This window comes from Amycolatopsis mediterranei (assembly GCF_026017845.1).
Classification (GTDB): domain Bacteria; phylum Actinomycetota; class Actinomycetes; order Mycobacteriales; family Pseudonocardiaceae; genus Amycolatopsis; species Amycolatopsis mediterranei.
The window spans coordinates 5859801-5884905 of sequence record NZ_CP100416.1; the positions used below are offsets into that span (position 1 = coordinate 5859801).

The 25105-nt window shown below is 68.5% G+C and carries 21 protein-coding genes and 1 tRNA gene; 18 read left to right on the forward strand and 4 right to left on the reverse strand.

Annotation, left to right across the window (positions count from 1 at the left end; genetic code table 11):
* The first annotated feature begins 44 nt into the window (after positions 1-44).
* The 4 genes from ISP_RS26210 to ISP_RS26225 all read left to right on the forward strand — a co-directional run bounded on the left by ISP_RS26210 (position 45) and on the right by ISP_RS26225 (position 3513).
* A complete protein-coding gene (locus tag ISP_RS26210; RefSeq protein WP_013226862.1) occupies positions 45-1082 on the forward strand; it encodes a FecCD family ABC transporter permease in 1038 nt (345 codons plus the stop codon).
* The gene (locus ISP_RS26215) at positions 1082-2140 is read left to right on the forward strand and encodes a FecCD family ABC transporter permease (protein ID WP_013226863.1); all 1059 of its coding nucleotides are present in this window, start codon (positions 1082-1084) and stop codon (positions 2138-2140) included. The genes ISP_RS26210 and ISP_RS26215 overlap by 1 nt, the downstream gene beginning before the upstream one ends.
* 4 nt (positions 2141-2144) lie before the next feature.
* Positions 2145-2948: an ABC transporter ATP-binding protein gene (locus tag ISP_RS26220; RefSeq protein WP_013226864.1), complete on the forward strand. Its 804-nt coding sequence runs from the start codon at positions 2145-2147 to the stop codon at positions 2946-2948.
* Between the two features lie 79 nt (positions 2949-3027).
* The gene (locus ISP_RS26225; RefSeq protein ID WP_013226865.1) at positions 3028-3513 is read left to right on the forward strand and encodes a DinB family protein; all 486 of its coding nucleotides are present in this window, start codon (positions 3028-3030) and stop codon (positions 3511-3513) included.
* On the opposite strand, the gene ISP_RS26230 is transcribed toward ISP_RS26225, so the two are convergent.
* Positions 3500-4798, reverse strand: coding sequence for a lysine N(6)-hydroxylase/L-ornithine N(5)-oxygenase family protein (locus ISP_RS26230; RefSeq protein WP_013226866.1), 1299 nt, complete (start codon positions 4796-4798; stop codon positions 3500-3502). The genes ISP_RS26225 and ISP_RS26230 overlap by 14 nt on opposite strands.
* Before the next feature lie 113 nt (positions 4799-4911).
* Here ISP_RS26230 and ISP_RS26235 point away from each other — a divergent pair, with 113 nt between their 5' ends.
* Positions 4912-5856, forward strand: a complete 945-nt coding sequence (locus ISP_RS26235; RefSeq protein WP_013226867.1) for a methionyl-tRNA formyltransferase — start codon at positions 4912-4914, stop codon at positions 5854-5856.
* A 4-nt stretch (positions 5857-5860) separates the two neighbouring features.
* Here ISP_RS26235 and ISP_RS26240 read toward each other — a convergent pair whose 3' ends face one another.
* Entirely contained in the window at positions 5861-6856 is a 996-nt protein-coding gene (locus ISP_RS26240) for a hypothetical protein (protein WP_013226868.1), read from the reverse strand.
* A 232-nt stretch (positions 6857-7088) separates the two neighbouring features.
* Between ISP_RS26240 and ISP_RS26245 the strand changes: the two genes are divergently transcribed.
* The 4 genes from ISP_RS26245 (at position 7089) to ISP_RS26260 (ending at position 12328) form a co-directional block, all read left to right on the forward strand.
* Complete coding sequence (locus ISP_RS26245) at positions 7089-9179, forward strand: alpha-galactosidase (protein ID WP_013226869.1); 2091 nt, start codon at positions 7089-7091, stop codon at positions 9177-9179.
* Positions 9180-9291: 112 nt separating this feature from the next.
* Entirely contained in the window at positions 9292-10563 is a 1272-nt protein-coding gene (locus tag ISP_RS26250) for an extracellular solute-binding protein (protein WP_013226870.1), read from the forward strand.
* Positions 10545-11510: a carbohydrate ABC transporter permease gene (locus ISP_RS26255; RefSeq protein ID WP_013226871.1), complete on the forward strand. Its 966-nt coding sequence runs from the start codon at positions 10545-10547 to the stop codon at positions 11508-11510. The genes ISP_RS26250 and ISP_RS26255 overlap by 19 nt, the downstream gene beginning before the upstream one ends.
* On the forward strand, positions 11507-12328 hold the full coding sequence (locus ISP_RS26260; RefSeq protein ID WP_013226872.1) for a carbohydrate ABC transporter permease: 822 nt from the start codon (positions 11507-11509) through the stop codon (positions 12326-12328). Before ISP_RS26255 ends, ISP_RS26260 begins: the two co-directional genes overlap by 4 nt.
* Positions 12329-12757: 429 nt before the next feature.
* Here the strand turns inward: ISP_RS26260 and ISP_RS26265 are convergent, their stop codons facing one another.
* The gene (locus ISP_RS26265) at positions 12758-14395 is read right to left on the reverse strand and encodes an ABC-F family ATP-binding cassette domain-containing protein (protein WP_013226873.1); all 1638 of its coding nucleotides are present in this window, start codon (positions 14393-14395) and stop codon (positions 12758-12760) included.
* A gap of 145 nt (positions 14396-14540) precedes the next feature.
* Here ISP_RS26265 and ISP_RS26270 point away from each other — a divergent pair, with 145 nt between their 5' ends.
* The 5 genes from ISP_RS26270 to ISP_RS26290 all read left to right on the forward strand — a co-directional run bounded on the left by ISP_RS26270 (position 14541) and on the right by ISP_RS26290 (position 20356).
* Positions 14541-15452 carry a PaaX family transcriptional regulator gene (locus tag ISP_RS26270; RefSeq protein ID WP_071831584.1) on the forward strand — a complete coding sequence of 304 codons (912 nt, stop codon included), beginning with the start codon at positions 14541-14543 and terminating at the stop codon, positions 15450-15452.
* Positions 15453-15454: 2 nt separating this feature from the next.
* The gene (locus tag ISP_RS26275; protein WP_034284646.1) at positions 15455-16234 is read left to right on the forward strand and encodes an enoyl-CoA hydratase/isomerase family protein; all 780 of its coding nucleotides are present in this window, start codon (positions 15455-15457) and stop codon (positions 16232-16234) included.
* A 161-nt stretch (positions 16235-16395) separates the two neighbouring features.
* The gene (locus ISP_RS26280) at positions 16396-18609 is read left to right on the forward strand and encodes a glycosyl hydrolase family 18 protein (protein WP_013226876.1); all 2214 of its coding nucleotides are present in this window, start codon (positions 16396-16398) and stop codon (positions 18607-18609) included.
* A gap of 388 nt (positions 18610-18997) precedes the next feature.
* Positions 18998-19071, forward strand: a tRNA-Pro gene (locus ISP_RS26285).
* A gap of 1015 nt (positions 19072-20086) precedes the next feature.
* On the forward strand, positions 20087-20356 hold the full coding sequence (locus ISP_RS26290) for a PASTA domain-containing protein (protein ID WP_158314397.1): 270 nt from the start codon (positions 20087-20089) through the stop codon (positions 20354-20356).
* A gap of 762 nt (positions 20357-21118) precedes the next feature.
* On the opposite strand, the gene ISP_RS26295 is transcribed toward ISP_RS26290, so the two are convergent.
* Positions 21119-21517: a tyrosine-type recombinase/integrase gene (locus ISP_RS26295; RefSeq protein ID WP_013226877.1), complete on the reverse strand. Its 399-nt coding sequence runs from the start codon at positions 21515-21517 to the stop codon at positions 21119-21121.
* A gap of 68 nt (positions 21518-21585) precedes the next feature.
* Between ISP_RS26295 and ISP_RS26300 the strand changes: the two genes are divergently transcribed.
* The 4 genes from ISP_RS26300 to ISP_RS26315 form a co-directional block, all read left to right on the forward strand.
* Positions 21586-21909, forward strand: coding sequence for a transposase (locus tag ISP_RS26300; RefSeq protein WP_013226878.1), 324 nt, complete (start codon positions 21586-21588; stop codon positions 21907-21909).
* The gene (locus tag ISP_RS26305; protein WP_013226879.1) at positions 21909-22823 is read left to right on the forward strand and encodes an IS3 family transposase; all 915 of its coding nucleotides are present in this window, start codon (positions 21909-21911) and stop codon (positions 22821-22823) included. Before ISP_RS26300 ends, ISP_RS26305 begins: the two co-directional genes overlap by 1 nt.
* A gap of 694 nt (positions 22824-23517) precedes the next feature.
* On the forward strand, positions 23518-23784 hold the full coding sequence (locus tag ISP_RS26310; protein ID WP_141748480.1) for a hypothetical protein: 267 nt from the start codon (positions 23518-23520) through the stop codon (positions 23782-23784).
* An 11-nt stretch (positions 23785-23795) separates the two neighbouring features.
* On the forward strand, positions 23796-25105 hold a 1310-nt coding region (locus ISP_RS26315), incomplete at its 3' end, for a DUF4062 domain-containing protein (protein ID WP_265049859.1).

Below are 25105 nucleotides of genomic sequence, written 5' to 3' on the forward strand. Positions count from 1 at the left end.
ACCATCGGTTAGCCTTACCTAAATCAGTACCAGTCGGAGGTGCGGTGCGAACAGACCCCGGAGGGATCGCTCTCGAGCGACGCCCGCCACACACGGGCCGCGCGCTCGGTCTGCTGGCCGCTCTCGGCGTCCTGGTTTTCCTCGGCCTGCTGAGTGTCTGGCTGGGCTCCAAGGAGATTGCGTTCGGCGCCGTCTGGCAGGTCCTGTGGCACGACGACGGCTCCGCCGACGCCGTGATCATCCACAGTGTCCGGATCCCGCGGACCCTCCTGGCGGTGCTGGTCGGCGCCGCGCTCGGCCTGGCCGGCACGCTCATGCAGGCGCTGACCCGCAACCCCCTGGCCGACCCGGGACTGCTCGGCGTCAGCGCCGGGGCCGCGTTCGCCATCGTCTTCTCCATCACCGTGCTCGGCGTGAGCTCCCTCTACGGCTACATCTGGTTCGCCTTCGCCGGCGCGCTCGCCGCGACCACGGTCGTCTACTTCCTCGGCACCCGGGGCCGCAGCGGCTCGAGCCCGGTCAAGCTCGCCCTCGCCGGAGCCGCCGTCACGGCCCTGCTCGGCTCGTTCACCAGCGCGATGGTGCTCTCGGACCCGGTGGCGCTCAACCGGTTCCGGTTCTGGTCGGCCGGTTCGCTCGCCGGTGTCGACAGCGGATCGCTGCTGCGGGTCCTGCCGTTCCTGCTCGTCGGCGTGGTGCTGGCGATCGCGAGCGGACCCGCGTTGAACAGCCTCGCGCTCGGCGACGACGTCGCGGTCGCGCTCGGGCGGCGGCTGGGCCCGCTGCGGCTGCGCGGCGCGCTGGCCATCACGCTCCTGACCGGCGCTTCCGTCGCGGTCGCCGGCCCGATCGTGTTCCTCGGCCTGATCGTCCCGCACGCCGTGCGGTTCGTCATCGGCCCGGACCACCGGTGGCTGCTGCCCTACACCGCGGTGCTCGCGCCCTGCCTGCTGCTCGCCGCGGACATCCTCGGCCGGATCATGGCGCGGCCCGGCGAGGTCCGCGCCGGCGTGATCGTCGCCTTCCTCGGCGCACCTTTCTTCATCTACCTGGTCCGCCGCCGCAAGCTGGTGGAAGCCTGATGAGCCTGCTGCACGTGCGGCGCGACCGCGTGACCTTCCGCCTCGCGAAACCCGCGGTGTCCGGTCAGATCCGGCTCCGGCTGGTGGCCGTCTCGCTCGTGCTCGCCGTGCTGGCGTTCGCGTTGTTTTGCGTGGGCATGACGATCGGCGACGTCCCGCTCAGCATGTCCGACGTCCTGTCCGCGGTGTTCGGCGGCGGCGACAGCGGCACCGGCTACATCGTGCAGGAGCTGCGGCTGCCGCGGGCGCTGACCGGGCTGCTGGCCGGGCTCGCGTTCGGCGCGTCCGGCGCGGTGTTCCAGACCATCACGCGCAACCCGCTGGCCGGCCCGGACCTGATCGGCATCAACGCGGGCGCGGCCACCGCCGTCGTCGCCGGGATCTCCTTCGGCTTCGGCGGCGGCCTCGGCACCACCACGCTCGGCCTGCTGGGCGGGCTGCTGACCGGCCTGCTCGTGTACGTCCTGGCGTGGCGGCGCGGCACCACCGGCTACCGGATCATCCTGGTGGGCATCGGCATCTTCGCGATGTGCACCAGCCTGACCGACTACCTGCTCAGCCGCGCGCAGATCACCGAAGCCCAGGCGTCGATCGGCTGGCTGGTCGGCAACCTCGCCAACCGCGGCTGGGAGCACGTCGTCCCGCTGGCCGGCGCGCTGGCGGTGCTGCTGCCGCTCGTGCTGGCCCTGTCGCGGTGGATGCGCACGCTGCAGCTCGGCGACGACGTGGCGGCCGGGCTCGGCACGCCGGTGCAGCCGGTCCGGCTGGGGCTGCTGCTGGCCGGCGCCGGGCTGGTGGCCTTCGCGACGGCGTCCGCCGGCCCGATCTCGTTCGTCGCGCTGACCGCGCCGCAGATCGCGCAACGCCTGGCGCGCCGGCCATCCCCGCCGCTCATCGCGTCCGCGCTCACCGGCGCGGTGGTGGTGCTGGGCAGCGACCTCCTGGCCCGCACCCTCACCGCGTCCCCGCTGCCGGTCGGCATAGTGACCGGCGCGCTCGGCGCCCCGCTGCTGCTCTGGCTGCTGGCCAGGGCCAACCGATCCGGCTCCGGAGGCTGAGAAGATGACACCGTCCCTGCGCGTGCGGGACCTGCGCGTCGCCTACGACGACCGGGTCGTCATCGACGGCCTCGACCTCGACATCCCGGCCGGCAAGATCACCGCGATCGTCGGGCCGAACGCGTGCGGCAAGTCGACGCTGCTGCGCACGCTGGCCCGGCTGCTGACGCCGAAGTCCGGCGGGGTGTACCTGGACGGCCGTTCGATCCACGACCTGCCGACCCGCCAGGTCGCCCAGCGGCTCGGCATCCTGCCGCAGTCCCCGGTGGCCCCCGAGGGCATGACGGTGGCCGACCTCGTCGGCCGCGGCCGCGCTCCGCACCAGCGCTGGTGGCGCCAATGGTCCACATCGGACGAAGGCGCGATCCGCGCGGCCCTGGACGCCACCTCGCTGCTGGACCTCGCCGACCGCCCGGTGGACGAGCTGTCCGGCGGCCAGCGCCAGCGCGCGTGGATCGCGATGGCGATCGCGCAGGGCACGCCGGTGCTGCTGCTCGACGAGCCGACGACGTACCTGGACCTGGCCCACCAGATCGACGTGCTGGACCTGGTCGTCGACCTCAACCGCGCCGAGGGCCGCACCGTGGTGATGGTGCTGCACGACCTCCCCCAGGCGTGCCGGTACGCCGACCACGTGATCGCGATGAAGGCGGGCCGCGTGGTGGCTTCCGGCGAGCCGGCGTCGGTGATCACCGAGAGCCTGGTCGAGGAGGTCTTCGACGTCCGCTGCCAGGTCACCCCGGACCCGGTGAGCGGGACGCCGATGGTCATCCCGATCAGCCGGCACCACCCGGCCCCGGTGCACTAGCGCTATCCTGGGTGCCGGCCGTCCTCACCGTCTCGGAGGACCGATCCGGCCGAATCCCCCACCAAGGAAGCTGACTGCCGTGTACGCGCTGCCCGAAAAGACCACCGGCCCCGAACGCGAGCTGCTGGAGGCGATGCTCGACCGCGGCCGCCTCGCGCTCGTCGAGAACGCGCGCGGCCTGTCGGAAGCGGACGCCCGGCGCCGGCTGGTGCCGTCCCTGACCACGCCGATCGCCCTGGTGAAACACGCCGCCGTCGCCGAGCGCCGCTGGTTCCAGTGGCTGATCGCCGGGCTCGACGAGGCCGAGATCGACGGGCCTTCGACCCCCGGGGACCCCAGTTTCGTGGTCACCGAAGAAGAAACGGTCGACGACGTGATCGCCGAGTACGAACGGACCAGCGCGCGCTCACGCGAGATCGCGGCGGGTTTCTCGCTCGACGACCGCTGGACGCACCCGGTCGTCGGCGAGGTCACCCTCCGCTTCGTCTACCTGTTCCTGATCGAGGAGCTCGCCCGCCACACCGGCCACGGCGACATCCTCCGGGAGCAGCTCACCGCGCGCTGACCGCGAACTCCCCGGCCGGCTCCGCGACCACCCGGCGGTCCACGACGGACTGCAGGATCTCCCCCACCCGCACGGCGGTGTTCGACAGCAGCGACGACGTGATGCCGTGCGTGTGCTCGGTGCCGCCCTGCAGGTAGATCCCGCCGCGCAACGGGAATTCGGTCACCAGCCGGTAGTCGCGCTCGACGCGGAGCCGGCCTTCTTCGTCACGCAGGCACCGCGGGCCCAGTTCGCCGAGCAGCGGCGTCGGGTCCGCGGGCCGGTAACCCGTGGCGTAGACGACCGCGTCGGCGTCCAGGACCGTGCGCTCGCCCGTCGTCAGGGACTCGATCGTCACCGTTCCGGTGCCGGTCACCTCGACCGGGCGCGAGACGTTGAACAGCCGCAACCGTTCCACGCCCAGCACCTTCTCGCGGTAGACCCGCCGGTAGAGCTCGTCGATCAGGTCGACGTCGACGGCCGAGTAGTTCGTGGCGCCGTGGTAGCGCATCAGCCGGTCCTTCACCGGCTCGCCCGCGCGGTAGAACTGGTCGACGGCGTCCGGGTCGAAGATGCGGTTGGCGAACGAGCTGTCGTCGGCCGGGCTGTAGCCGTAGCGGGCGAACACCGCGCACACCTCGGCGCGGGGGAACTCCTCGTGCAGCAACGCGGCGACCTCGGCCGCGCTCTGCCCGGCCCCGACCACGACGAACCGCTTCGGGTCGGTACCGCGCAGCGCGTCCACGCGGAACAGCAGTTCGCTGTTGTGCCAGATCCGGGCCCCGGCGGTGACGCCCTCGGGCAACTGCGGCCGCAGACCCGTGCCCATCACCAGGTTCCGGGCGCGCAGGCAGGAGCCGTCCGAGGCCCGGACGTCGAAGTACGCGACTCCGGAACCGTCGTACACCGGCGTCACCGAGACGACTTCGGTGCCGTAGGAGACGACGTCGTCGACCTTGGCGGCCGCCCACTCGAAGTAGTCGTGGAACTCCACGCGCAGCGGGAAGAGGTTCTTGTGGTTGATGAAGTCCACCAGCCGCCCGGCCGCGTGCAGGTAGTTGAGGAAGCTGAACTCACTGGTCGGGTTCCGCAGGGTGACCAGGTCCTTGAGGAACGACACCTGCATGGTCGCGGTGTCGATCAGCATCCCGCGGTGCCAGCCGAAGCGCGGCTGCCGCTCGAGGAAGTGCGCGGTCACCGGCGCCCCGGCGCCCGCGTTGTGTTCGGCGAGGGCGATCGCGAGGGCCAGGTTCGACGGCCCGAAGCCCACGCCGACGATGTCGTGGATCGGGACCTCTGCAGTCATGTTGCTCCCTCGCGCGCTCCGGTACGGTTCAGGGAACCCTAACCTAACTTAGGTGAGCCTCGCCTAGTACGTTCAGGGTGATGTTCGTCCCCGATCACGAAAGGCACTCTCGAATGCGCGTGGCGATGTTCGGCTACCAGACCTGGGGGCACCGGACCCTGCAGGCACTCATCGACGCCGGCCACGAGATCGCCCTCGTGGTCACGCACCCGAAGAGCGACCACGCCTACGAGCGGATCTGGGCCGACTCGGTCGCCGACCTCGCCGCCGCGCACGACATCCCGGTTCTCCTGCGCAACCGCCCCGACGACGCCGAACTGCTGGCCGAGCTCAAGGCCGCCGACCTCGACCTGATCGTGGCGAACAACTGGCGCACCTGGCTCCCGCCGGAGATCTTCGCGCTGCCGCGCCACGGCACCCTGAACATCCACGACTCGCTGCTGCCGGCCTACGCGGGCTTCTCCCCGCTCATCTGGGCGATGATCAACGGCGAGCCCGAGGTCGGCGTCACCGCCCACATGATGGACGGCGAGCTCGACGCCGGCGACATCGTGCTGCAGCGCGCGATCCCGGTCGGGCCGGCGGACACCACGACCGACCTCTTCCACCGCACGGTCGACCTCATCGCGCCGATCACCGCCGAAGCCATCGCCCTGATCGAGACCGGCTACACGCCGGTGCCGCAGGACCGGGCGAAGGCCAGCTTCTTCCACAAGCGGGCCCGGCGCGACAGCCTGATCGACTGGACCCTGCCGCCCGCCGACCTCGAGCGGTTCGTGCGCGCGCTGTCGGACCCGTACCCGAACGCGTTCGCCTACCACCGCGGCGAGGAGCTGCGGATCACGAAGGCGTCGGTGTCCCAGGGGAACTACGGCGGCACGCCGGGCCGGATCTTCATCCGCGAGGGCGACGGCGTGGTGGTCGTCGCCGGGCCGGACGCCCGCCGCGGGCAGTCCCCCGGCCTGCTCGTCGAGCGCGTCCGCACCGCCGACGGAACCGAGCTGCCCGCGCACGAGTACTTCAAGACGATGGGCGGGTACCTCACCGACCGCCCGTGAGCGCTCAGCCGTCCTTGCCCCGCGCCGGCACGACCGCGTTCTGGTCCGCGGCGCCGGGCAAGGTGCGGACGATCGTGTCTTGCGCCCAGCGTTCGCTGAACCCGGCGAGGAAAGCGAGCCCGGCGAAGAAGAAATTGACCTTTTCCGCTGAATCGGGCACCGCGATCGGCACCAGTCCGGCGCTGACGAGCACGAACATCGCCGCGCCGAACACGGCGCCGATGATCAGCCGGAAGACCCCGGACAGAAAGACCACGAACGGCCCCTGGGCGAGGCTCACACTCAATTTCTGCCGGTGGGCCGTGCGGATCATGACGCTCAGAATCGCGCCGATGGCACCGGCCATCAGGCAGGTGATCAGCTTGGCGCCGATTTCCGCCTTCATCGGCACGAACTTCAGGACGATCACGCCGGCGACAGCCAAGACGAAACCCGCGGCGAGACCACCGAGATAGCGGACAAGCGCGCGGTCCAGGGCGGCGTCACGCGCGTTCTGCTCGATCTGGCGAATCTCCTTCTGGGCCGACGCGGCCGCGACGGGCATCCGCTTGGGCTTGTCCGGCGAACCCACCATCGCGTCGAGCACGCCCAGGAGGACGACGGCCGTGGTGTAGATGCCGCGTGCCAGGATCTCCTGCGTCTTCCCCTCCAACAGCACCGAGTACTTCCGCTCGACCCGGCGAGCCGACCGGAAGACGTCGTCGACGTCCGGCGTGCTCTCGAACGCGTCGTAGTACAGCCTCATTTTGAGGACGTTCCGCTCCGCGCCGCCGTCCGCCCCATTCTGCTCCTTCGCGCGGACGAGCAAGATAGCCGCCGGGAAGTTGAGCGCGTAGTACTCCTCCAAGATCTTTCCCTGGCTGCGCTCGTACGCCTCTCGCGTCTTCGCGAACTCCGACGGCCCCTTTTTCCTGGCCTCGATGAGATCGGGCAGGGACGGACAGTCGACCTGGACCACCGGTCGCTCTTGTTCTTTCTTCAACATGCTGTCGACCACCACGGCGAGCTCCCCTCATTGACGACGGCGCCGCCGCCACGTCGCCACCCCTCAAATCTTTCCGATCTCACTCATTGTTACGACCGCCACCCGATAGAACCAGTACCGCCCCTGGAAAGCCACTCGAACAGCCGCAGGGAATAACGCTGAGGAAGCACTGGTGTTACATTTCGGTGGTGACCGGTGAGCGGGACATCCCTTGGCGGCGGCCACGCCGGTGAGCAGGATGTCCCGCATGGCCGGGATCAGCTTCCTCGAAGAACACCGCACCTGGGTGCTCACCGGCGACTCGAGCACCTACGCGCTGCGGCTGGACGAAGACGACGTCCCGACCCACGTCCACTGGGGACCCCCGCTGTCCGACGCCGAAGTCGTCGAGCTGTCCGCGAAAACGCTTCCCTGGTGGGACGGCTTCAACGACCCGAACGAGGGACTCGCCGAACTCGCCGCCGACGGCGGCACCCGGTACTGGACACCGGCTCTGCAGGTCCGGTTCGCCGACGGGACCCGCGCCCTCGAATGGCGGTACGAACGCCACGAGATCACCGCCGGGCACCTGCGGCTGTTCTTCGCGGACCGGCACTACCCGCTGCGGATCACCCTGCACTACCGGCTGCGCGGCGCGGTCCTCGAACGCTGGACCGAGCTGAGCGCCGACACCGACGTCGAGGTCGTCCGGGCCGACTCGGCCACCTGGGCGTTGCCGCTCTTCGAGGACTACCGGCTCAGCCACGTCACCGGTCGCTGGGCGGCGGAGACGCAGTTGCACCGCGCGAGCGCCCCGCACGGCGAAACCGGCTTCGGGAGCCGTCGCGGAATCACCGGCCACCACGCCAATCCGTGGGTGATGGTCGACGACGGCACGGCGACCGAACGCCACGGCGAGGTCTACGGCGTCGTGCTGGCCTGGAGCGGGTCGTGGCGCCTGACCACCACCCGTTCGTCGACCGGACGGCTGACGGTCAGCGGGGGTTTCGGCCAGGACGGCGTCGTCCACCGCGTCGGGCCGGGCCGTCCGCTGACCACCCCGGTTTCCGCCGGGCTCTACACCGACGGCGGGTTCGGCGCGGCGAGCCGCGCGTGGCACGCCTACGTCCTCGCGCACGTCCTGCCGCACCCGGGCGAACTGCGTCCGGTGCTCTACAACTCGTGGGAGGCCACCGGATTCGACGTCACCGAGGCGGGGCAGCGCGCGCTCGCCGAGCGGGCGGCGGCGCTCGGCGTCGAGCTGTTCGTGATGGACGACGGCTGGTTCGGCGCGCGCACCGGCGACCACGCCGGCCTCGGCGACTGGCAGGTCAACCGGGAGCGCTTCCCCGACGGGCTCAAGCCGCTGGTCGACGCGGTGCACGGGCTCGGCATGCGGTTCGGCATCTGGGTCGAGCCCGAGATGGTCAACCCCGACAGCGATCTCTACCGCACCCATCCGGACTGGGTGCTGCACCACCCGCACCGGCGCCGCTCGGAATTGCGGCGGCAGCTGGTGCTCAACTTCGCTCGCCCGGACGTCGCCGCGTGGGCGCACGAATGGCTCGACCGGCTCGTCGGCGAGCACGGCGTCGACTTCCTCAAGTGGGACATGAACCGGCCGTTCAGCGAAGCGGGCTGGCCCGGCGAAAGCGACCAGGACCGGCTGTGGGTCGAGCACACCCACGCGGTGTACGCGCTGCTCGACCGGCTGCGCGCGGACCACCCCGGCCTGCGGATCGAGGCCTGCGCGGGCGGTGGCGGGCGGATCGACCTCGGCGTGCTCGCCCGCGCCGACCAGGTCTGGACCTCCGACAACACCGACACGCTCGACCGGCTGCGGATCCAGCACGGGTACGGCCAGCTCTACCCCGCCCGCGCGATGTCGGCCTGGGTCACCGACAACCCCAATTTCGTGACGGCCCGCTCGGTGCCGCTCGAGTTCCGGTTCCACGTCGCCATGGCCGGCGTGCTCGGCCTCGGCGGCGACATCGTGCACTGGCCCGCCGGCGACCTCGCGGCGGCCCGCGATCTCGTGGCGCTCTACAAGGACATCCGGCCGGTCGTGCAGCACGGCGCGCTGTACCGGCTCCGGCCGCCGGTCGACGACGGCGTCACCGCGGTCCAGTACGTGCACGGCGATCGCGCGGTCGTGTTCGCCTACCGGCAGGCCGCGCACTTCGGCGCGCCGGAGCGGCCCCTGCGGCTGGCCGGCCTCGATCCCGCTCACCGGTACCTGGATCCGGATGCCGGGACCACGCACAGCGGCGCCGTGCTCCTCGCCCGCGGACTGCCGCCCGGCCTCCCGACCGGCGACTTCGCCAGCAGAGTCGTCCGCCTCAACCGGGTAAAGATCTGATCTATCCGGCCATCGGCCGGAATTTCGACCGAATTCGACGCTTGACACTGCGGTAAACGTCCGATCGAATGCCTCGTACATCACATATGGTGGGTGACGGAAGGCGGCGGTCATGAGAAGGTTCCTGGCGCTGGGAGCAGCGGTGCTCCTGGCGGTGAGCGCGTGCTCGGTCGGGTCGAACACCGGCGGGGGCGGCGACGCGGAGATCACCTTCCTGACGTTCGAAACCCCGAACCTCACCCCGGCCTACTGGGACGCCGCCATCAAGCGCGTCACGGACAAGAACCCGGGCATCAAGGTCAAGAAACTCGTCGCGCCGACCGCCGACGGCCGGACGTCGTACGCGAAGCAGCTCCTGCAGTCCGGCCAGTTCCCCGACGTGATGATCGCCGTCGACTCGGCCGGCTTCGCCGAAGCGGGCAACCTCTACGCGTGGACACCCGAGGAGCTGAAGGACTTCCAGTTCCCGCAGGCCAACCCGGTCAACGGCAAGTACTACCAGCTGCCGGCGAACACCCAGACCATCCCGCCGATCTACTACAACAAGAAGATGTTCGCCGACGCGGGCATCGCGGCGCCGCCGAAGACGTGGGACGAACTCGTCACCGACGCCGGCAAGCTCAAGGACAAGGGCTACGCGCCGTTCACCATCGGCGGCGGCAAGGACGGCTTCCCGTCGTCGATGATCCTCTCCGGGCTGGTCAGCACCGAGGTCTACAACACGATGCCGGACTGGCTCACCCAGCGCCGTCAGGACAAGGTGAAGTTCGCCGATCCCGCGTTCCAGCACGCGTTCGCGAAGCTCGCCGACCTCGCGGCGAAGGGGTACGTGGACAAGACCAGCGTGTCGCGCGACTACGCGGCGACCGAGCAGGCGTTCCTCGACGGCCAGAGCGCGATGTACCCGATGGGCAACTGGTTCTCCGCCAACGCCGACTCGAAGAAGCACGACTTCGAGGTCGGCGTCTTCAACTTCCCCACCGAGGACGGCAAACTCGTCGTCCCCGCTTACACCGGCGGCGGCATGATCGTCAACGCCAAGGCCACCAACCTCGACGCGGCGCGGAAATTCGCCCTCGGCTTCCAGCTCGACAAGGACCAGCTGGACGCGTCGGTGAAGGCCGACGGCCTGTTCCCGGCGATCAAGGGCTACACGCCGCCGCCCGACGTCGGGGCGACGTTCAAGGCCGGCTACGACCTGTACACGCAGGCGGTGCAGCAGAACGCCGTGGTGCACGCGTTCCGCTGGGAGACCGCCGACGACGGGCTGCTGCCCGGGATGAAGGACAAGGTCGACCAGGCCGCCCAGGACGTCATCACCGGCCGCAAGCCGGTGGCCGACGCGTGCGCGTTCCTGGACACCGAATGGGCGAAGGCGGGCTGACGTCCTTGACCGCCGTCGCCGCTCCCCCTGCCCCGCCCAGCACGGTCGTCCGGCGTCGCCGCCGACGCCGGCCGGTCCTGCCTCGGCTGGCGCACTTCGCGTCGTTCGGCGCGCCGGGCGTGCTCGTGTACCTGTGTTTCGTGATGGCGCCGATCCTGATCAGCTTCGGCTACAGCCTGACGAACTACAACCCGTTCCACCCGCCGGTGAAGTTCGTCGGCTTCGACAACTACCGGCTGCTGTTCACCGACTCGCAGTTTCTCACCGCGCTGCAGGTCACCACGATCCTGACGCTGATCGTGGTGATCGTGCCCAACGTCCTGGGCCTCGGCGTGGCGCTGCTGCTGGACCGGAAGGGGTGGCTGTACAACGCTTTGCGGAGCGTGTTCTTCACCCCGGTGATCCTCAGCTCGGTCGTGGTGTCGATCGTCTGGTCCCGCTTGCTCGACGACCGCGGGCCGCTCAACAGCCTGCTGCGTGACCTGGGTGTCTCGCACCCGCCGGGCTGGCTGTCCGATCCGGACGTGGCGTTGTACTCGGTCGCGTCGATCGTGTGCTGGCAGATGCTCGGGTTCTGCGTCGTGGTCTACCTGGCCGGGCTGCAGGGGGTGCCGCCGGAGCTGCTGGAGGCGGCGGAGATCGACGGCGCGGGGCCGTTGCGCCGGTTCCGCGCGGTGACGTGGCCGCTGCTGGCACCGTCGCTGACGATCAACACGGTGGTGCTGCTGATTTCAGCGTTCAAGACCTACGACTACGTCAAGGTGATCACCAACGGCGGCCCGGGTTCCGGCGCCACGGCGACGATCGCGTTCGACGTCCTGCAGACGGGGTTCGATTCGAACCACGTCGGGTACGCGTCCGCGATGGCCGTGCTGATGCTGGTGATCGTGGCACTGGTGACGACGGTGGTGCTGAACTTCCTCCGCCGCCGGGAGGTGGACCTGTGACCCGATTTTCGGTGCGCCCCGCGGTGGCCTTGCTGGTCGGTGCGGTCTTCTTCGTGCCCCTGTACCTGGTGCTGGCCAACGTGTTCAAGCGCGGTGAGCTGATCGCGAAGGAGCCGGCGTCGCTCCCGCTGCCGCCGACGTTGGCGAACATCCACGCGGTGCTGACCCGGCCCGACGGGTTGTTCTGGGTCAGCCTGACCAACAGCATCGTGGTGACGGTGCTGTCGATCCTGGTCCTGACGGTGCTTTCGGCGATGCTCGGCCACTACTTGGCGCGCTCGGGCAAGCGGTGGACGAAGGTGCTCACGTTGGTCCTGCTGGCCGGGTTGATGATCCCGCCGCAGGTCATCCTGATCCCGATCACCGACGTCCTGCGCGTGACGCATTTGATGGCGACCCTGCAGGGGCTGATCCTGTTCAACGTGGGGTACTACGTGCCGTTCGGGGTGTTCGTGTTCACGGGGTTCATCCGCGGCGTGCCGGTGGAGCTGGAGGAGGCGGCCCTGCTCGACGGTGCGAGCCGGATGCAGGTGTTCTGGCGAGTGGTGTTCCCGTTGCTGCGCCCGGCGACGGCCTCGGTGTTGATCTTCTTGGGCGTCTGGATCTGGAACGACTTCATCGACCCGCTGATCATCCTGGGCCCCAGCCAGGGAACCACGATCACGACGGGTATCTACCGGTCGATCGGCCAGTACCAGGCGGATCTGGGAAGCGTGTTCGCGCTGATGTTCCTGGCGACGCTGCCGGTGTTGATCTTTTATCTGGCGTTGCAGAAGCAGTTCGTGAAGGGCTTGACCGGCGGAGCGACGAAGGGGTGAGCGGCGCTCTCCTGCGAGAGCACTGCTCACTCGACTTGCGCGGCCAGCGCTCGCATTCGAGAGCACTGCTCACGCGCGACTGCGGGAGGCGCTCCGGTGCGAGAGCGCCGCTCTCGCATTAACAGCGTGCAGCGCTCAGACTCGAGAGCACCGCTCTCACCCCACTGCGTGCAGCGCTCACCAGCAAGAGCACTGCTCACAACCATTCTCAACCCGCCGCTCCAAAGCGAGAGCACTGCTCACTCACCGAACAGCGGCACCGCTCATGGTTGAGGGCGCTGCTCACAACTTACTGCGAGCAGCGCTCACCGTCGAGAGCACTGCTCACAACAATGCTTCACCCGGTGCTCCAAAGCGAGAGCACCGCTCACCAACCGCCGAGGGGCCGCGGAGTCGAGGGGCGAGGGGCGAGACCCACCCCAGCGCAGGTCACAGCTCACTGACCTTCCCGCCATCGACCACCAACCGGCGCGTCACCTGCACCGCATCAAGCATCCGCCGATCATGCGTCACCAGCAGCAGCGTCCCCGGGTACTTGTCCAGCGCCGCCTCCAGCTGCTCGATCGCCGGCAAATCGAGATGGTTGGTCGGCTCGTCCAGCACCAGCAGGTTCACCCCCCGCGCCTGCAGCAGAGCCAGCGCCGCCCGCGTCCGCTCCCCCGGCGAGAGCGTCGCCGCGGAACGCAACACGTGCGCGGCCTTCAAGCCGTACTTCGCCAGCAGCGTCCGCACCTCCGCATCCGCCAGCTCCGGCACCTCACGAGCAAACGCCGAAAAGAGCGGGACGTCACCCAGGAACAGCCGCCGCGCCTGGTCGACCTCGCCGACCACGACCCCCGGGCCCAGCGTGGTGGCGCCCGAGTCCAGGGGCACCCGGCCCAGCAGCGCGGCCAGCAAAGTCGACTTGCCCGACCCGTTCGCCCCGGTGATCGCGACCTTGTCCGCCCAGTCGATCTGCAGGTCGACCGGCCCGAGCGTGAACCCGCCCCGCCGCACCACCGCACCACGCGAAGTCGCGACCACCGCGCCCGCCCGCGGGGCCGCGGCGATCTCCATCCGCAGCTCCCACTCCTTGCGCGGCTCCTCGACGACCTCCAGCCGCTCGATCATCCGGTCAGTCTGCCGCGCCTTCGACGCCTGCTTCTCGGTGGCCTCGGAGCGGAACTTGCGCGCCGCCTTGTCGTTGTCGGGCTGCTTCCGGCGGGCGTTCTTGACACCCTTCTCCATCCACGCCCGCTGCATCCGCCCGCGCGCCTCGAGCGACGCCTTCGTGTCGGCGAACTCCTCGTAGTCCTCGCGCGCGTGCCGCCGGGCGACTTCGCGCTCCTCGAGGTACGCCTCGTACCCGCCGCCGTAGACGTTCACCTGCTGCTGGGCCAGGTCCAGCTCGACGACGCGGTCGACGGTCCTGGCCAGGAACTCACGGTCGTGGCTGACCAGCACGGTCGCCGCGCGCAGCCCCGAGACGAACCGCTCCAGCCGGGCCAGGCCGTCCAGGTCGAGGTCGTTCGTCGGCTCGTCGAGCAGGAAGACGTCGTAGCGGCTCAGCAGCAGCGAAGCGAGCCCCGCGCGCGCCGCCTGGCCGCCCGAGAGCGATGTCATCGGCTGGTCCAGGTCCACGGCCAGGCCGAGGTCCGCGGCCACTTCGGCGGCCCGGTCGTCGAGGTCGGCGCCGCCGAGGGCGAGCCACCGGTCGAGCGCCGCCGCATACTGGTCGTCCGCGCCCGCCGAGCCCGCGGTGAGCGCCTCGGTCGCCTCGTCGAGGTCGGCCTGCGCCGCCGAGACGCCGGTGCGCCGCGCCAGGAAGGCCCGCACCGACTCGCCTTCGCGGCGCTCCGGCTCCTGGGGCAGGTGCCCGACGGTCGCGGCCGGCGGGTTCAGCCGGACCTCGCCGCTGTCCGGCTTCGCGAGCCCGGCGAGGGTCCGCAGGAGGGTCGACTTGCCGGCGCCGTTGACCCCGACCAGGCCGACGACGTCCCCGGGCGCGACGACGAGATCGAGGCCGGAGAAGAGGGTGCGGTCACCGTGGCCGGCGGCCAGGTCCTTCGCGACGAGAGTTGCGCTCATGAGGTAGCCGAGTCTACGACCTCCTGCTGAACGGTCAGATCAAGGTCAAACCACCGGCTGTGTGTGTCCCGTGGCGCTTTGATCACTCAGTGTGGGTACCCTGTTCGGTTGTCAGTCCCGCAGCGCAGTGAGGTCGGTGAACAGCATGGGCGAGCCCGCTCCCCCGGTCACCCTCGGCCGCAGGCCGAAGCCGAGGGAAGGCCGATCGTCCGCGCCCCGGCCCACGGTGAGCAGGCGTCGCGAGGTCAGTCACGCCAGCGCGCGGTCGCTGCTGATGACCGTCCTCGGCGAATACGCGCTGCCCCGGGACAAACCGGTCTGGACGTCGATGCTCGTCGAGGTGCTGGGGATCCTCGACATCGAGGAGAAGTCCGCACGGCAGGCGCTGGCCCGCTCCGCCGCCGAGGGTTGGGTGGTCTCCGAGCGCGTCGGGCGCCGCGTGCGCTGGTCGCTGACCCCGCCGGGGCGCCGCCTGCTGACCGAGGGCGCCGACCGGATCTACGCGTTCGGCCGCGAGCAGCGCCGCTGGAACGGGCAGTGGCTGATGCTGATCGTCTCCGTGCCGGAGGCCAAGCGCGACCTCCGGCACCGGCTGCGCACCCGCTTGACCTGGGCGGGCTTCGGCTCGCCGGTCGCCGGGGTGTGGGTCAGCCCGGACCTGTCCCGCCAGCGGGAGGCCCAGCAGATCGTCAATGACCTGGGCCTGGAGGCGCAGGCGATGTCGTTCACGGCCGCCTACGGCGAGGTCGGCGAGCAGGAGTCCATGGTCGCCCGGTCGTGGGACCTGACCGAGCTGAAAGACCGCTACGAGGACTTCATCGACCGCTTCACCGGCCTGCACCCGACCGGCGGCCGCGCGGTGCTGCGCGCGCAGACCGAGCTGGTCCACGAGTGGCGGCGGTTCCCGTTCCTCGACCCGCAGCTGCCTGCCGAGCTGCTCCCGGCGAAGTGGAGCGGGACGAAAGCGGCGGAACTGTTCCATCACAAACACGTCGACTGGCGCCCCGAGGCCCAGCAGTATTGGGACGACATCGTCGAAGCCGAAGAAGCAGGGTGAGCATGACTGAGCAGGTCCGCCTCGATCGTGACGGCGGGCTCGCCGTCCTGACCGTCGACGCTCCGCCGTTGAACCTGTACACGGCTTCGCTGCAGTCCTCGCTTTCCTCGGCGATCGGCGAGCTGGAGGCCGAACCCGCGCGGGCGCTGCTGATCCGCACCGAAGGCAAGATCGTCAGCGGCGGCGTCGACGTCTCGCTGTTCGACGCCCAGGGCTCCCCCGCCGAGGCGAAGGTGCTCTTCGACGAGATGCTCGCGGTGCCGGACCGGATCGCGGCGCTGCCGTTCCCGACCGTGTTCGCCGCGCACGGCCTGTGCCTGACCTGGGCGTTCGAGGTGGCCGTGGCCTGCGACCTCATCCTCGCCGCCGACCGCGCGAAGTTCGGCCTGGTCGAGAAGGTCGTGGGCCTGACGCCGACCATGGGCGGCACCCAGCGGCTCGCCGCGCGGGCCGGCGTCGGGCGCGCCAAGGAGTTCGTGATGACCGGCGACACCTACGACGCCGCGACGCTGGAGCGCTGGAACGTCGTCAACCGCGTCCTGCCGGACGAGGGCTTCGACGAGGCCGCGCGGTCCTTCGCCCGCCGGCTGGCCGAAGGCCCGACCCGCGCCCACGCGGCGACCAAGCGCGTCCTCGACCACTTCTCGGCCGGCGGCGTCCCCGAGGCGAACGCGCACATCACGACGATCGCGGCCGAGCTCTTCGAAACCGAGGACCTCCGCAACGCGGTGAAGTCGTTCCTCGCCGACGGACCGGGGAAAGCGACCTTCTCGGGGCGTTAACCGTCCGTTCGGACACGGGTTGCCGCCGTTCGGGCGTGCGCGGTTCTCCCCGCACCGGGTTACATTCGATGTGGTCTAGACCACATCGAATCTCGCCTCGTGCCGCTTGGAGAACCGCCATGAGACGCACCCCTGCACGACTACGCTCCGCACTCGCCGCCTTGCTCATCGCACTCGGCGGCACCGCGGCGCTCGCGCCACCCGCCGCCGCTGCCGGTTCGCTGACCGCCACCCTGGCGATGAGCGGCACCACCGGCACCTACACCGTCGCCAACACCGGAACCGCGTCGGTGAGCAACTGGGCGATCACCTTCACGCTGCCCGCCGGCGTCACCGCTTCGACCGGGGAAAACGGCACGGTGACCCAGAACGGCACCCAGGTCACGCTGACCCCCGCCTACTACATCGCGACGCTGGCGCCGGGCCGGAACACCTACCCGTACAGCCCGGCTTTCCGGCTCAGCGCCGCGGCGACGCCGACGCAGTGCCGCGTCGACAACGCCAACTGCGACGGTTCACCGGACACCCCGCCGGGCGCGCCGGCGAACCTGCGCCTGGTCGCGAAGACGACCAAGACGGTCGCGCTGGCGTGGACCGCGTCGGCCGCCGGTTCGCTTCCGGTCACCGGGTACGACGTCTACCAGGGGACTTCGCCGGTCGCGTCGGTGACCGGGACGAGCGCCACGGTTTCCGGGCTCGCTCCGGGCACGGCCTACTCGTTCACGGTGAAAGCGAAGGACGCCAAGGGGAACGCCTCTCCGGCGAGCGCGGCGCTCGCGGTGACCACCAACAGCCCGTCCGATGACACGCAGCCACCGTCCGCGCCGAGCGGGCTGCGCTCGACGGCCGCCGATGCGGGCAGCGTCTCCCTGACGTGGACGGCCTCGACCGACAACACGGGCGTGATCGGCTACGACGTCTATCGCGGGTCCACTTTGGCCACGACGGTGACCACGACGTCGGCGGTGGTGACCGGGCTGGCACCGTCCACTTCGTACACGTTCACGGTGCGCGCCCGCGACGGCTACGACAACGTGTCGGCGCCGAGCGCCCCGGTGACCGCACGGACCGGCGACATCGTCTCGGGTTACGCGAAGGTCGGGTACTTCGTCCAGTGGGGCATCTACGGACGCCAGTACTTCGTGAAGAACCTGGAGACTTCGGGGGCGGCGGCGAAGCTGACGCACCTGCTGTACGCGTTCGAGAACATCGATCCGGTGAACCTGACCTGCCTGTCCGGGGTTACCAAGGGCACCACGGCCAACCCGCAGGACCCCAGCCAGGGCGACGGCGCCGGTGACGCCGAGGCCGACTACTCACGGCCGTTCGCGGCGGCGCAGTCCGTCGACGGTGTGGCCGACACCGGCTGGGAGTCGTTGCGCGGCAACTTCAACCAGCTCAAAAAGCTCAAGGCAAAGCACCCGAACCTGAAGGTGCTGGTTTCGCTCGGCGGCTGGACGTATTCGAAGTACTTCTCCGATGTCGCGGCCACCGACGCGTCACGCAAGAAGTTCGTCTCGTCCTGTGTGGACACGTGGCTCAAGGGCAACATCGCGCCCTACGGCGGCGCGGGCGGGCCGGGCACCGCGGCCGGCATCTTCGACGGGATCGACCTCGACTGGGAGTGGCCCGCCAGCGCCGACGGCCACCCGGGCAACCACTGGAGCCCGAACGACAAGGCCAACCTGACGGCGCTGATGGCGGAGTTCCGCGCGCAGCTGGACGCTTACGGCGCGACCACCGGCAAGCGGTACCAGCTGCACGCATTCACCCCGGCGGACCCGGCGAAGGTCGCCGCGGGCTGGGACGTTTCCAAGATGTTCAACTACTTGGACGTCGCGAACGTGCAGGGTTATGACTTCCACGGGTCGGGCAGCGACAATTCGTGGGAGCCGAACCGCACGGGCCACCAAGGCAATCTGTACGCCGACGCCGACGACCCGTACAACTTCCACTTCAGTGCAGAAAGCGCGATCAACGCGTACACGAACGCGGGCGTCGACCCCCGGCGGCTGACGCTCGGCCTGGCGTTCTACGGCCGCGGCTGGCAGGGCGTCGCCGACGGCGGAAAGAGCGGCGAGTGGCAGTCGGCGACGGGCGCGGCGCCGGGCCAGTTCCCCGAGGAAGCGGGCACCCGCGGGTACGCGAACCTGGTGGCGGCCGTACCGGGCTGCACGGTCCACCACGACACGGCGGCGGTCGCAACCTCGTGCTACACGGGCAACGGCGGCCAGTGGTGGACATTCGACGATGCCTGGTCGATCGGGTTGAAGACCACCTGGCTCAAGTCCCGCGGCTTGCTCGGCGTGATGGTATGGGAGATGTCGGGCGACACCGGAGTGCTGATGAACGCGGTGACCTCCGGGCTCGGCTGAGGTTTCGTTCAGCCCGCTGGACATGGCTGTTCAGTGGGCTGAACACTTGGTACTGGTCCCCCGCTCCGCACACTGGCTGGGCTCGCGGTGCCCTCCTGGCTGCGTTCGGGGCATCTGAACCTCGGCCCCGGCCCCGGGCTTCAACACGCTGAAGACGTGCATGGGCACCCCGATGACTAACACATGGACGTTGACGGAGCACCAACGACCGGCGGGCTTGAACAGCCTGTCCGTGGCGTGACAGACCCTGACCCAACCAACCCGGGTTGATCGCGGGGTCCGGTTCTGTCGGCGTGTTTCCGCAGGTCAGGAGGACCGGGGACCCTGGTTGCAGGGCTGTCCGGAGGACGCGCTAGAGTACTTCTCACGCACTCAGCGAGTGCGGGTCCGGGCTGTGGCGCAGTTTGGTAGCGCACTTGACTGGGGGTCAAGGGGTCGCAGGTTCAAATCCTGTCAGCCCGACGGACACACCTGCAGGGCCCGTGAGCAGCATAACCGCAGCTCACGGGCCCTTTGTGTAAGTCAGCCTTATTCCTCCCCGTGATCACCCGCACGGGCCGTTTCGAGCCTTGCCTGACTACCTGCCTGACTATCGCTCCCGAGACCGCCGCTCCACGAGCCGTCCATCACGGAGTCGCGCCTCGGCCATCACAGGCTTGGGCGTGTTCAAAGTTTCTCTACTTGTTCAAGGCGGCCCCTCCGGGGCCGCGCCGCTATCGGCCGGCACGCGCGGGGCCCGCCTCCGGCACCCACGCGACCGGCCGGCGGCTGCACCGAGGGCCGCAGCTCAAGAAGAAGAGAATGTCCTCGCCGGACGGGCAGGTCTCCGAGATGGCTTCCGAAGCTGCCGCTGAGTCAACCGCCGACACTGAGAACCGTGCATGTAACGGGTGCTCCCCGCGTAGCGACTTTTCGCAACATGGACCTGATTACCAAGTTGAGCCCAATAGTAGGACTCCTCGCCCTTGGATTCGCAATCTTCGTATACGTCAAAAATACGCGGCCGAAACGCCTATCTTACACCACGGTCGCTGACCAGGATATCGGCGCGCGGGTGCACGGAAGCCAGTGGGGGACTCTATCGGTTAGATTCGATGATCAAGATCTAAGTGACCCACGAATTCTGATGATCGAAGTCCGCAACTCGGGGAAGGTTGAAATCCGACCAGAAGACTTTTCCTCGCCAATAGCAGTACAATGCACAAAGCAGGACCAGCTTATATCGGCGCGTATTCAAGCTAGTGGCCACGAGATTAGCCCGCAAACATTGGATAATCGGACAGTTACCGTTCCAGGCCTTCTACTGAACCCCCGAGAGATTATTTTAATACACCTGCTAGTCAACGGCAGAGGAGATGTCCTGGTCGACGCCCACGTGGCCGGAGCTTCACTCGTTGCGGACAAAGGGGAGCGGACGTCGTCCAGATACACAGGAAGTAGGCGATGGCAATATCTTACGGCGATCATAGCAGTCGCGATGACAACCGTCATAGTCACCGCCTTTGCCATTGGCATCTTTTCGCGTAACCTTCCACCAATTGGCGAACAAATTCTAAGGCCCATGCCCAACGTGGTATCACGTGATGCGGCCGACGCCATATCCGAGCTCAATCGCTTAGGATTTACAGTAAGCCAATTGAAACAAGTGCCGGGGCCAGGAAAACCCGGCTCGGTAGCTGTCGAAGATCCTTCGGCTGGCACAATGGCCGTGGTGGGTCAACCTGTGACCCTGAGCGTATTCAAATAGCAGATTTCCATCCAATCTCATGCATAATTATCATTTCTATGAGACGTGGTGAAGACAAGGCTGCACCCTGCCCACGAAGACGACCTCAGCCACTTCGACGGGGATGAGTTCGGCCACTCGTCCCGCACATCGGCACGGCCACGAACCTCGCCATGCTCGCCGAGCAGGTCCTGCGCATCCACACCATCGACGTTGACGTTGCCCGACGCGAGGTGTTCGGCGTTTTGTCGTGACCGAACACCGAACATCCGTCGCTGACATCGCTCAGTCAGACCAGCACGGCACACATCGCCGACAGCTGTCCCGCACCCACGCTTTACCCTCGCCAATGGTCGCGAACCGACCACAAGCGACAGCAGCCTCCGACCAGCTAGCGTGGGCAAGTGGCCAGGTGGCGACACATGTCGATCACGGTCGACGATCGATGGCAGACATGATCCACAAAAGCGGTGTTGCAGCCGGCCCCTCGGAGGTCAAGCTCCACCCGTGTCACATCCATGCCACACCGCACTACCGAGGAACGACCAACGATAGCCAACGACGCCCCGGACATGCCCTGGCCAACGGGCATCTCGACGCCCAGTTCGCAGGTCCGATGACAACCGAATTAGAGCAACGGGTCGCAGGTTCAAATCCTGTCAGCCCGACGGACACACCTGCAGGGCCCGTGAGCAGCATAACCGCAGCTCACGAGCCCTTTGCGTTGCCCTACCTTGCCCTGCCCATAATCGCCGGCGGGAGGCGTTCCGGGGCCTTGCCTGACTACCGGTCCCGGGTCCTCCGTCCCACGATCTCGTCCATCGCGGTCGCAGCCTCCACCATCACCGGCCTGATCTGGTGCCGGTAGACCCGTTCGGTGACTGCGGTGCCACTGTGCCCGCAGAGCCGCGCGATGTCCTCGATTGGCACCTTGGCGTCCGACAGCAGCGACACGAAGCTGTGCCGCATCTCTCGCGGCGTCCACTCCTCCGGCTCCAGGCCGGCCGCCTTCACGACCTTCCGGAACATTCGGCGGACGTTGTGCGGGTCCAGCTCCGTGCCGACCTCCGACGCGAACACCAGACCGAGATCCGCCCACTTCTTGCCCTTGCCGCGGCGGTGGCGCTCATTCGCCCGCTCCCTGGCCCTGTCCTGGTGGATCCTGTGCAGCCGGAGGGCCACCTGAGGTTCACCCCGGGTAGTGGACACCGAGTTAGCAGGACCAGCTGTTCTGCTGAAAGGATGTCCTCATGCCTCCTCGCAAGCGCCGGTCGTATACGGCCGAGTACAAGGTCGAGGCTGCTCACCGCGTGATCGATTCCGGCCGGACGATCTCTGAGGTTGCCCGCGAGCTGGGTCTCGATCCGGGCATGTTGAGCGTCTGGGTCAAAGACGAACGACGCCGGATCACCGCAGCCGAGGTCCACGGGGACAAACCCCTGGAGGCGGCCGAGCGGGCTGAGCTGCTGCGCCTGCGCGGGCAGGTGGCCGAGCTGGAGAAGGACAACGCGTTCCTGGTAAAAGCTTCGGCGTACTTTGCCGCGATGCAGAAGAACCGGCCCGGTTCGCTCTGATGGCCAAGTACGCCGGCCCCGATGACATCGCCGGGACCGTCGGCGCCACCTCGCCCGAGGGCACGCGGTTCTCGGTCCGGCGGATGGCGCGGCTGCTGGACGTGTCGAGGGCCGGGTACTACGCGCATGCCAAACGCGCTGCGGCGACGGTGTTGACGCCGCGGCAGCAGCGTCGGGCCGATCTCGAGGTGAAGATCACCGAGGCGCACCAGGACTCCAGGGGGACCTATGGGTCGCCGCGGATCACCGCCGAGCTGCGTGATCAGGGCGAGGTGGTCACGGCAAAGACGGTCGCCAAGATCATGGCCTCGATCGGGCTGGAGGGCATCAGCCCGCGCACGTTCAAGGTGAAGACGACGGTGGTCGATCCGGCTGCGTCGTTCCCGCCGGATCTGATCGACCGGCACTTCGATCGGGGCCAGCTGGACGCGGTCTGGCTGACCGATATCACGTATCTGACGTGCGGTGAGGGCGAGATGTTCTTGTGCGCGGTCCGGGACGGACACTCCCGGAAAGTGCTGGGCTACAGCATCTCCGACCATATCGGCGCCGAGATGGTCACTGACGCCATCGACGACGCGGTGGCCGCCCGTGGCGGCAGATGTCGTGGCACGATTCTGCATTCCGACCGCGGCGGGGAGTACACGGCGCACCTGACCGCGACAGCGTGCTTCCGGCACGGGCTGCGCCGGTCGATGGGCGCGACCGGGATCTGCTGGGACAACAGCCCGGCGGAGTCGTTCTGGTCGACGTTCAAACACGAGCACTACTACCGGCATGCCTACGCCACGAAGATGGAACTCGTTGCTGCAGTTGACAATTGGGTTCGTTTCTACAACAGTGTGCGGCGGCACTCCTCGATCGGGATGCTCAGTCCTGACAACTTCGAGCAGTCACTCCGCACCGCCGCCTGAACCCTCGTAAGCCCCTGTCCACCGTTCGGGGTGAACCTCAGCGCTCAGGCTCCCCCGCCAGGGCGAGATACGACGCTGGGCGTGACAGAGGCACGTGGCTCAATAGCCTGCCCAGCCCACGCCGTGCGCGGGCGGCCGACACGTGCTGAGCCCCGATAGCAAGCCGCATCGCCCCGAGGACGCCCCGAAGTGGCAGCCCCGAATGGTCCACCAGCGGCATTTGCGGTGTTCAGAGGCGCACGGGGCACTGTGGGGGCGGCGCTCCCCTAAAGCGCAGTGCCCACAGAGATCTGGTGACCAGTGCCGCTGGCACACGACCTCAGCGGCTCACGGCTGCCGTCAGTGCGAGACCACGCTGCAACTCTCCGTCAAGTATTGACGCCATAGAGTGCCGGAGCGCCGTTCTCGAACCCCTTCCACGACCAATGCATTCCCCTATGTCTCGACCAGTCGGTCGTGAGACCAGCGTCTGCGCAGGTCGGACGCTGTGTCTAGCCACGAGTGTGCGCTGCCTGACGAAGGCTGAACGCTGTAGTCAGGGCACACGACCCACCCGGCATTGGTCCGTTTGAGTGATCGCAACAGGGTTCCGGTTGCGTTGACTGCTCGACGAACGAACCTAGAGCTTGTGAGCGGTCGAGGTCGTCGATGGGCATGGGCGCTGGGCGCGGCGGTGGTTACGTCGGGGTTGGGTGTGGCGATTAACGTCGCAACCGATGTGAAGGACAGTTGGTGGGCATGGGTCGCGGTGGGGCTTCTGACGGTGGTCAGCGCTGGAGTCAGCGTCTGGCTGCAGCCTTCCGACGCCCCGCCGAAACCACCGGCAACCAGCCAGACCGTCGAAGTCGCGAACGAACCAGTGCCCCAGACAGGACCGATCACGCAACACGCGACAGCGAAGGACAACGCGATCATCCAGCAAGCCGGCCGCGACATCACCAACCCTCCCCAACCACACTGATTCCCCAGGAAGTGGGTACGCATCCGGACCGGATCGCCCAGGAGGCGACGGCGTCCGAGAATGGCGTCATCCAGCAGGCGGGGCGCGATCTGATTAACAACTACCGCAACGTCCTGCACGTGCACGAACGGCCCGCATGGGGTGCACTATGGCCGGCGCAAGCGAAGAAGCCGTCGGCACGGCGGGTGTTTCTTAGCCACACCAGCGAGCTGCGAGAGCTGCCGGAGCCGCGGTCATTTGTGGCGGCGGCGGAGGCGGCAGTGGCGCGGGCCGGGGACGCGGTGGCGGACATGGCCTACTTCACCGCCCGAGATGTCACACCGGAGCAGGTCGACCGCGAGCAGCTGGCCGAGGCCGACGTCTATGTCCTCATCGCGGGCTTCTGCTACGGCACGCCGGTTCGGGACCGCCCAGAGGTCTCCTACACCGAGCAGGAGTTCCAGACCGCCACGGACACCGGCCTGCCGCGGTTGGTGTTTCTGCTGGCCGAGGACACCGCAGGGCCGCCAGCGTTGTTCCGGGATTTGCGCTACGGGGCCCGGCAGGAAGCGTTCCGGCAACGGCTCCACGACAGCGGCGTCACCGTGACCACGGTGTCCTCACCCGACCAGCTGGAAACCGAGCTGCTGCAGGCGTTGACCGATCTCGCCCGCCCCAAGCAACTGTCGATGCCCGCGGGCCGGATCTGGAACATCCCCGCCCGCACGTTCACCTTCACCGGCCGCGAAGACCTCCTGATTGGTCTGCGCACCGCGTTGTGTTCGGGCCAGCCCGCGGTGGTGCAGGCGATGAACGGGATGGGCGGGGTCGGCAAAACCACGACCGCGATCGAGTACGCCCACCGCTACGCCAAGGACTACGACCTAGCCTGGTGGGTGCCCTCCGAGGACCCGGCCCTCATCGCCGAACGCTTGGCCGCACTCGCCCAGGCCCTGGACCTGGCCACCGACCAGGACCCGCCAACCATCGCACTGGCTCGGCTACGAGGCACGCTGCAGACACGCAGCCGGTGGCTGCTCGTGTTCGACAACGCCGAAGACGCCACCGCGCTGCGGCCATTGCTACCCGACGGCAACGGACACGTCATCATCACGTCCCGCAACCCCAACTGGACCGACGTCGGCGCCGCGCTGCCGGTGCGGGAGTTCGCCCGCGCCGAGTCGGTCGATTTGCTGCGCTCGCGTCGTCCCCAGCTCACCGAGACCGATGCCGACCGCATCGCCGATGCCCTCGGCGACTTGCCACTAGGGCCTGTATCGAAGTCGGTCAGAGCCATTCGTCGATGGCTGCGATGTGGATGGTGGCTTCGTAGCGGACAGCG

Excerpts from the sequence above, each read along its gene's own strand:
- ISP_RS26215 (WP_013226863.1), top strand. The coding sequence starts at position 1,082 with ATGAGCCTGCTGCACGTGCGGCGCGACCGCGTGACCTTCCGCCTCGCG.
- ISP_RS26220 (WP_013226864.1), top strand. The coding sequence starts at position 2,145 with ATGACACCGTCCCTGCGCGTGCGGGACCTGCGCGTCGCCTACGACGAC.
- ISP_RS26230 (WP_013226866.1), bottom strand. The coding sequence starts at position 4,798 with ATGACTGCAGAGGTCCCGATCCACGACATCGTCGGCGTGGGCTTCGGG.
- ISP_RS26235 (WP_013226867.1), top strand. The coding sequence starts at position 4,912 with ATGCGCGTGGCGATGTTCGGCTACCAGACCTGGGGGCACCGGACCCTG.
- ISP_RS26245 (WP_013226869.1), top strand. The coding sequence starts at position 7,089 with ATGGCCGGGATCAGCTTCCTCGAAGAACACCGCACCTGGGTGCTCACC.
- ISP_RS26250 (WP_013226870.1), top strand. The coding sequence starts at position 9,292 with ATGAGAAGGTTCCTGGCGCTGGGAGCAGCGGTGCTCCTGGCGGTGAGC.
- ISP_RS26255 (WP_013226871.1), top strand. The coding sequence starts at position 10,545 with ATGGGCGAAGGCGGGCTGACGTCCTTGACCGCCGTCGCCGCTCCCCCT.
- ISP_RS26265 (WP_013226873.1), bottom strand. The coding sequence starts at position 14,395 with ATGAGCGCAACTCTCGTCGCGAAGGACCTGGCCGCCGGCCACGGTGAC.
- ISP_RS26270 (WP_071831584.1), top strand. The coding sequence starts at position 14,541 with ATGGGCGAGCCCGCTCCCCCGGTCACCCTCGGCCGCAGGCCGAAGCCG.
- ISP_RS26275 (WP_034284646.1), top strand. The coding sequence starts at position 15,455 with ATGACTGAGCAGGTCCGCCTCGATCGTGACGGCGGGCTCGCCGTCCTG.
- ISP_RS26290 (WP_158314397.1), top strand. The coding sequence starts at position 20,087 with ATGACAACCGTCATAGTCACCGCCTTTGCCATTGGCATCTTTTCGCGT.
- ISP_RS26300 (WP_013226878.1), top strand. The coding sequence starts at position 21,586 with ATGCCTCCTCGCAAGCGCCGGTCGTATACGGCCGAGTACAAGGTCGAG.
- ISP_RS26305 (WP_013226879.1), top strand. The coding sequence starts at position 21,909 with ATGGCCAAGTACGCCGGCCCCGATGACATCGCCGGGACCGTCGGCGCC.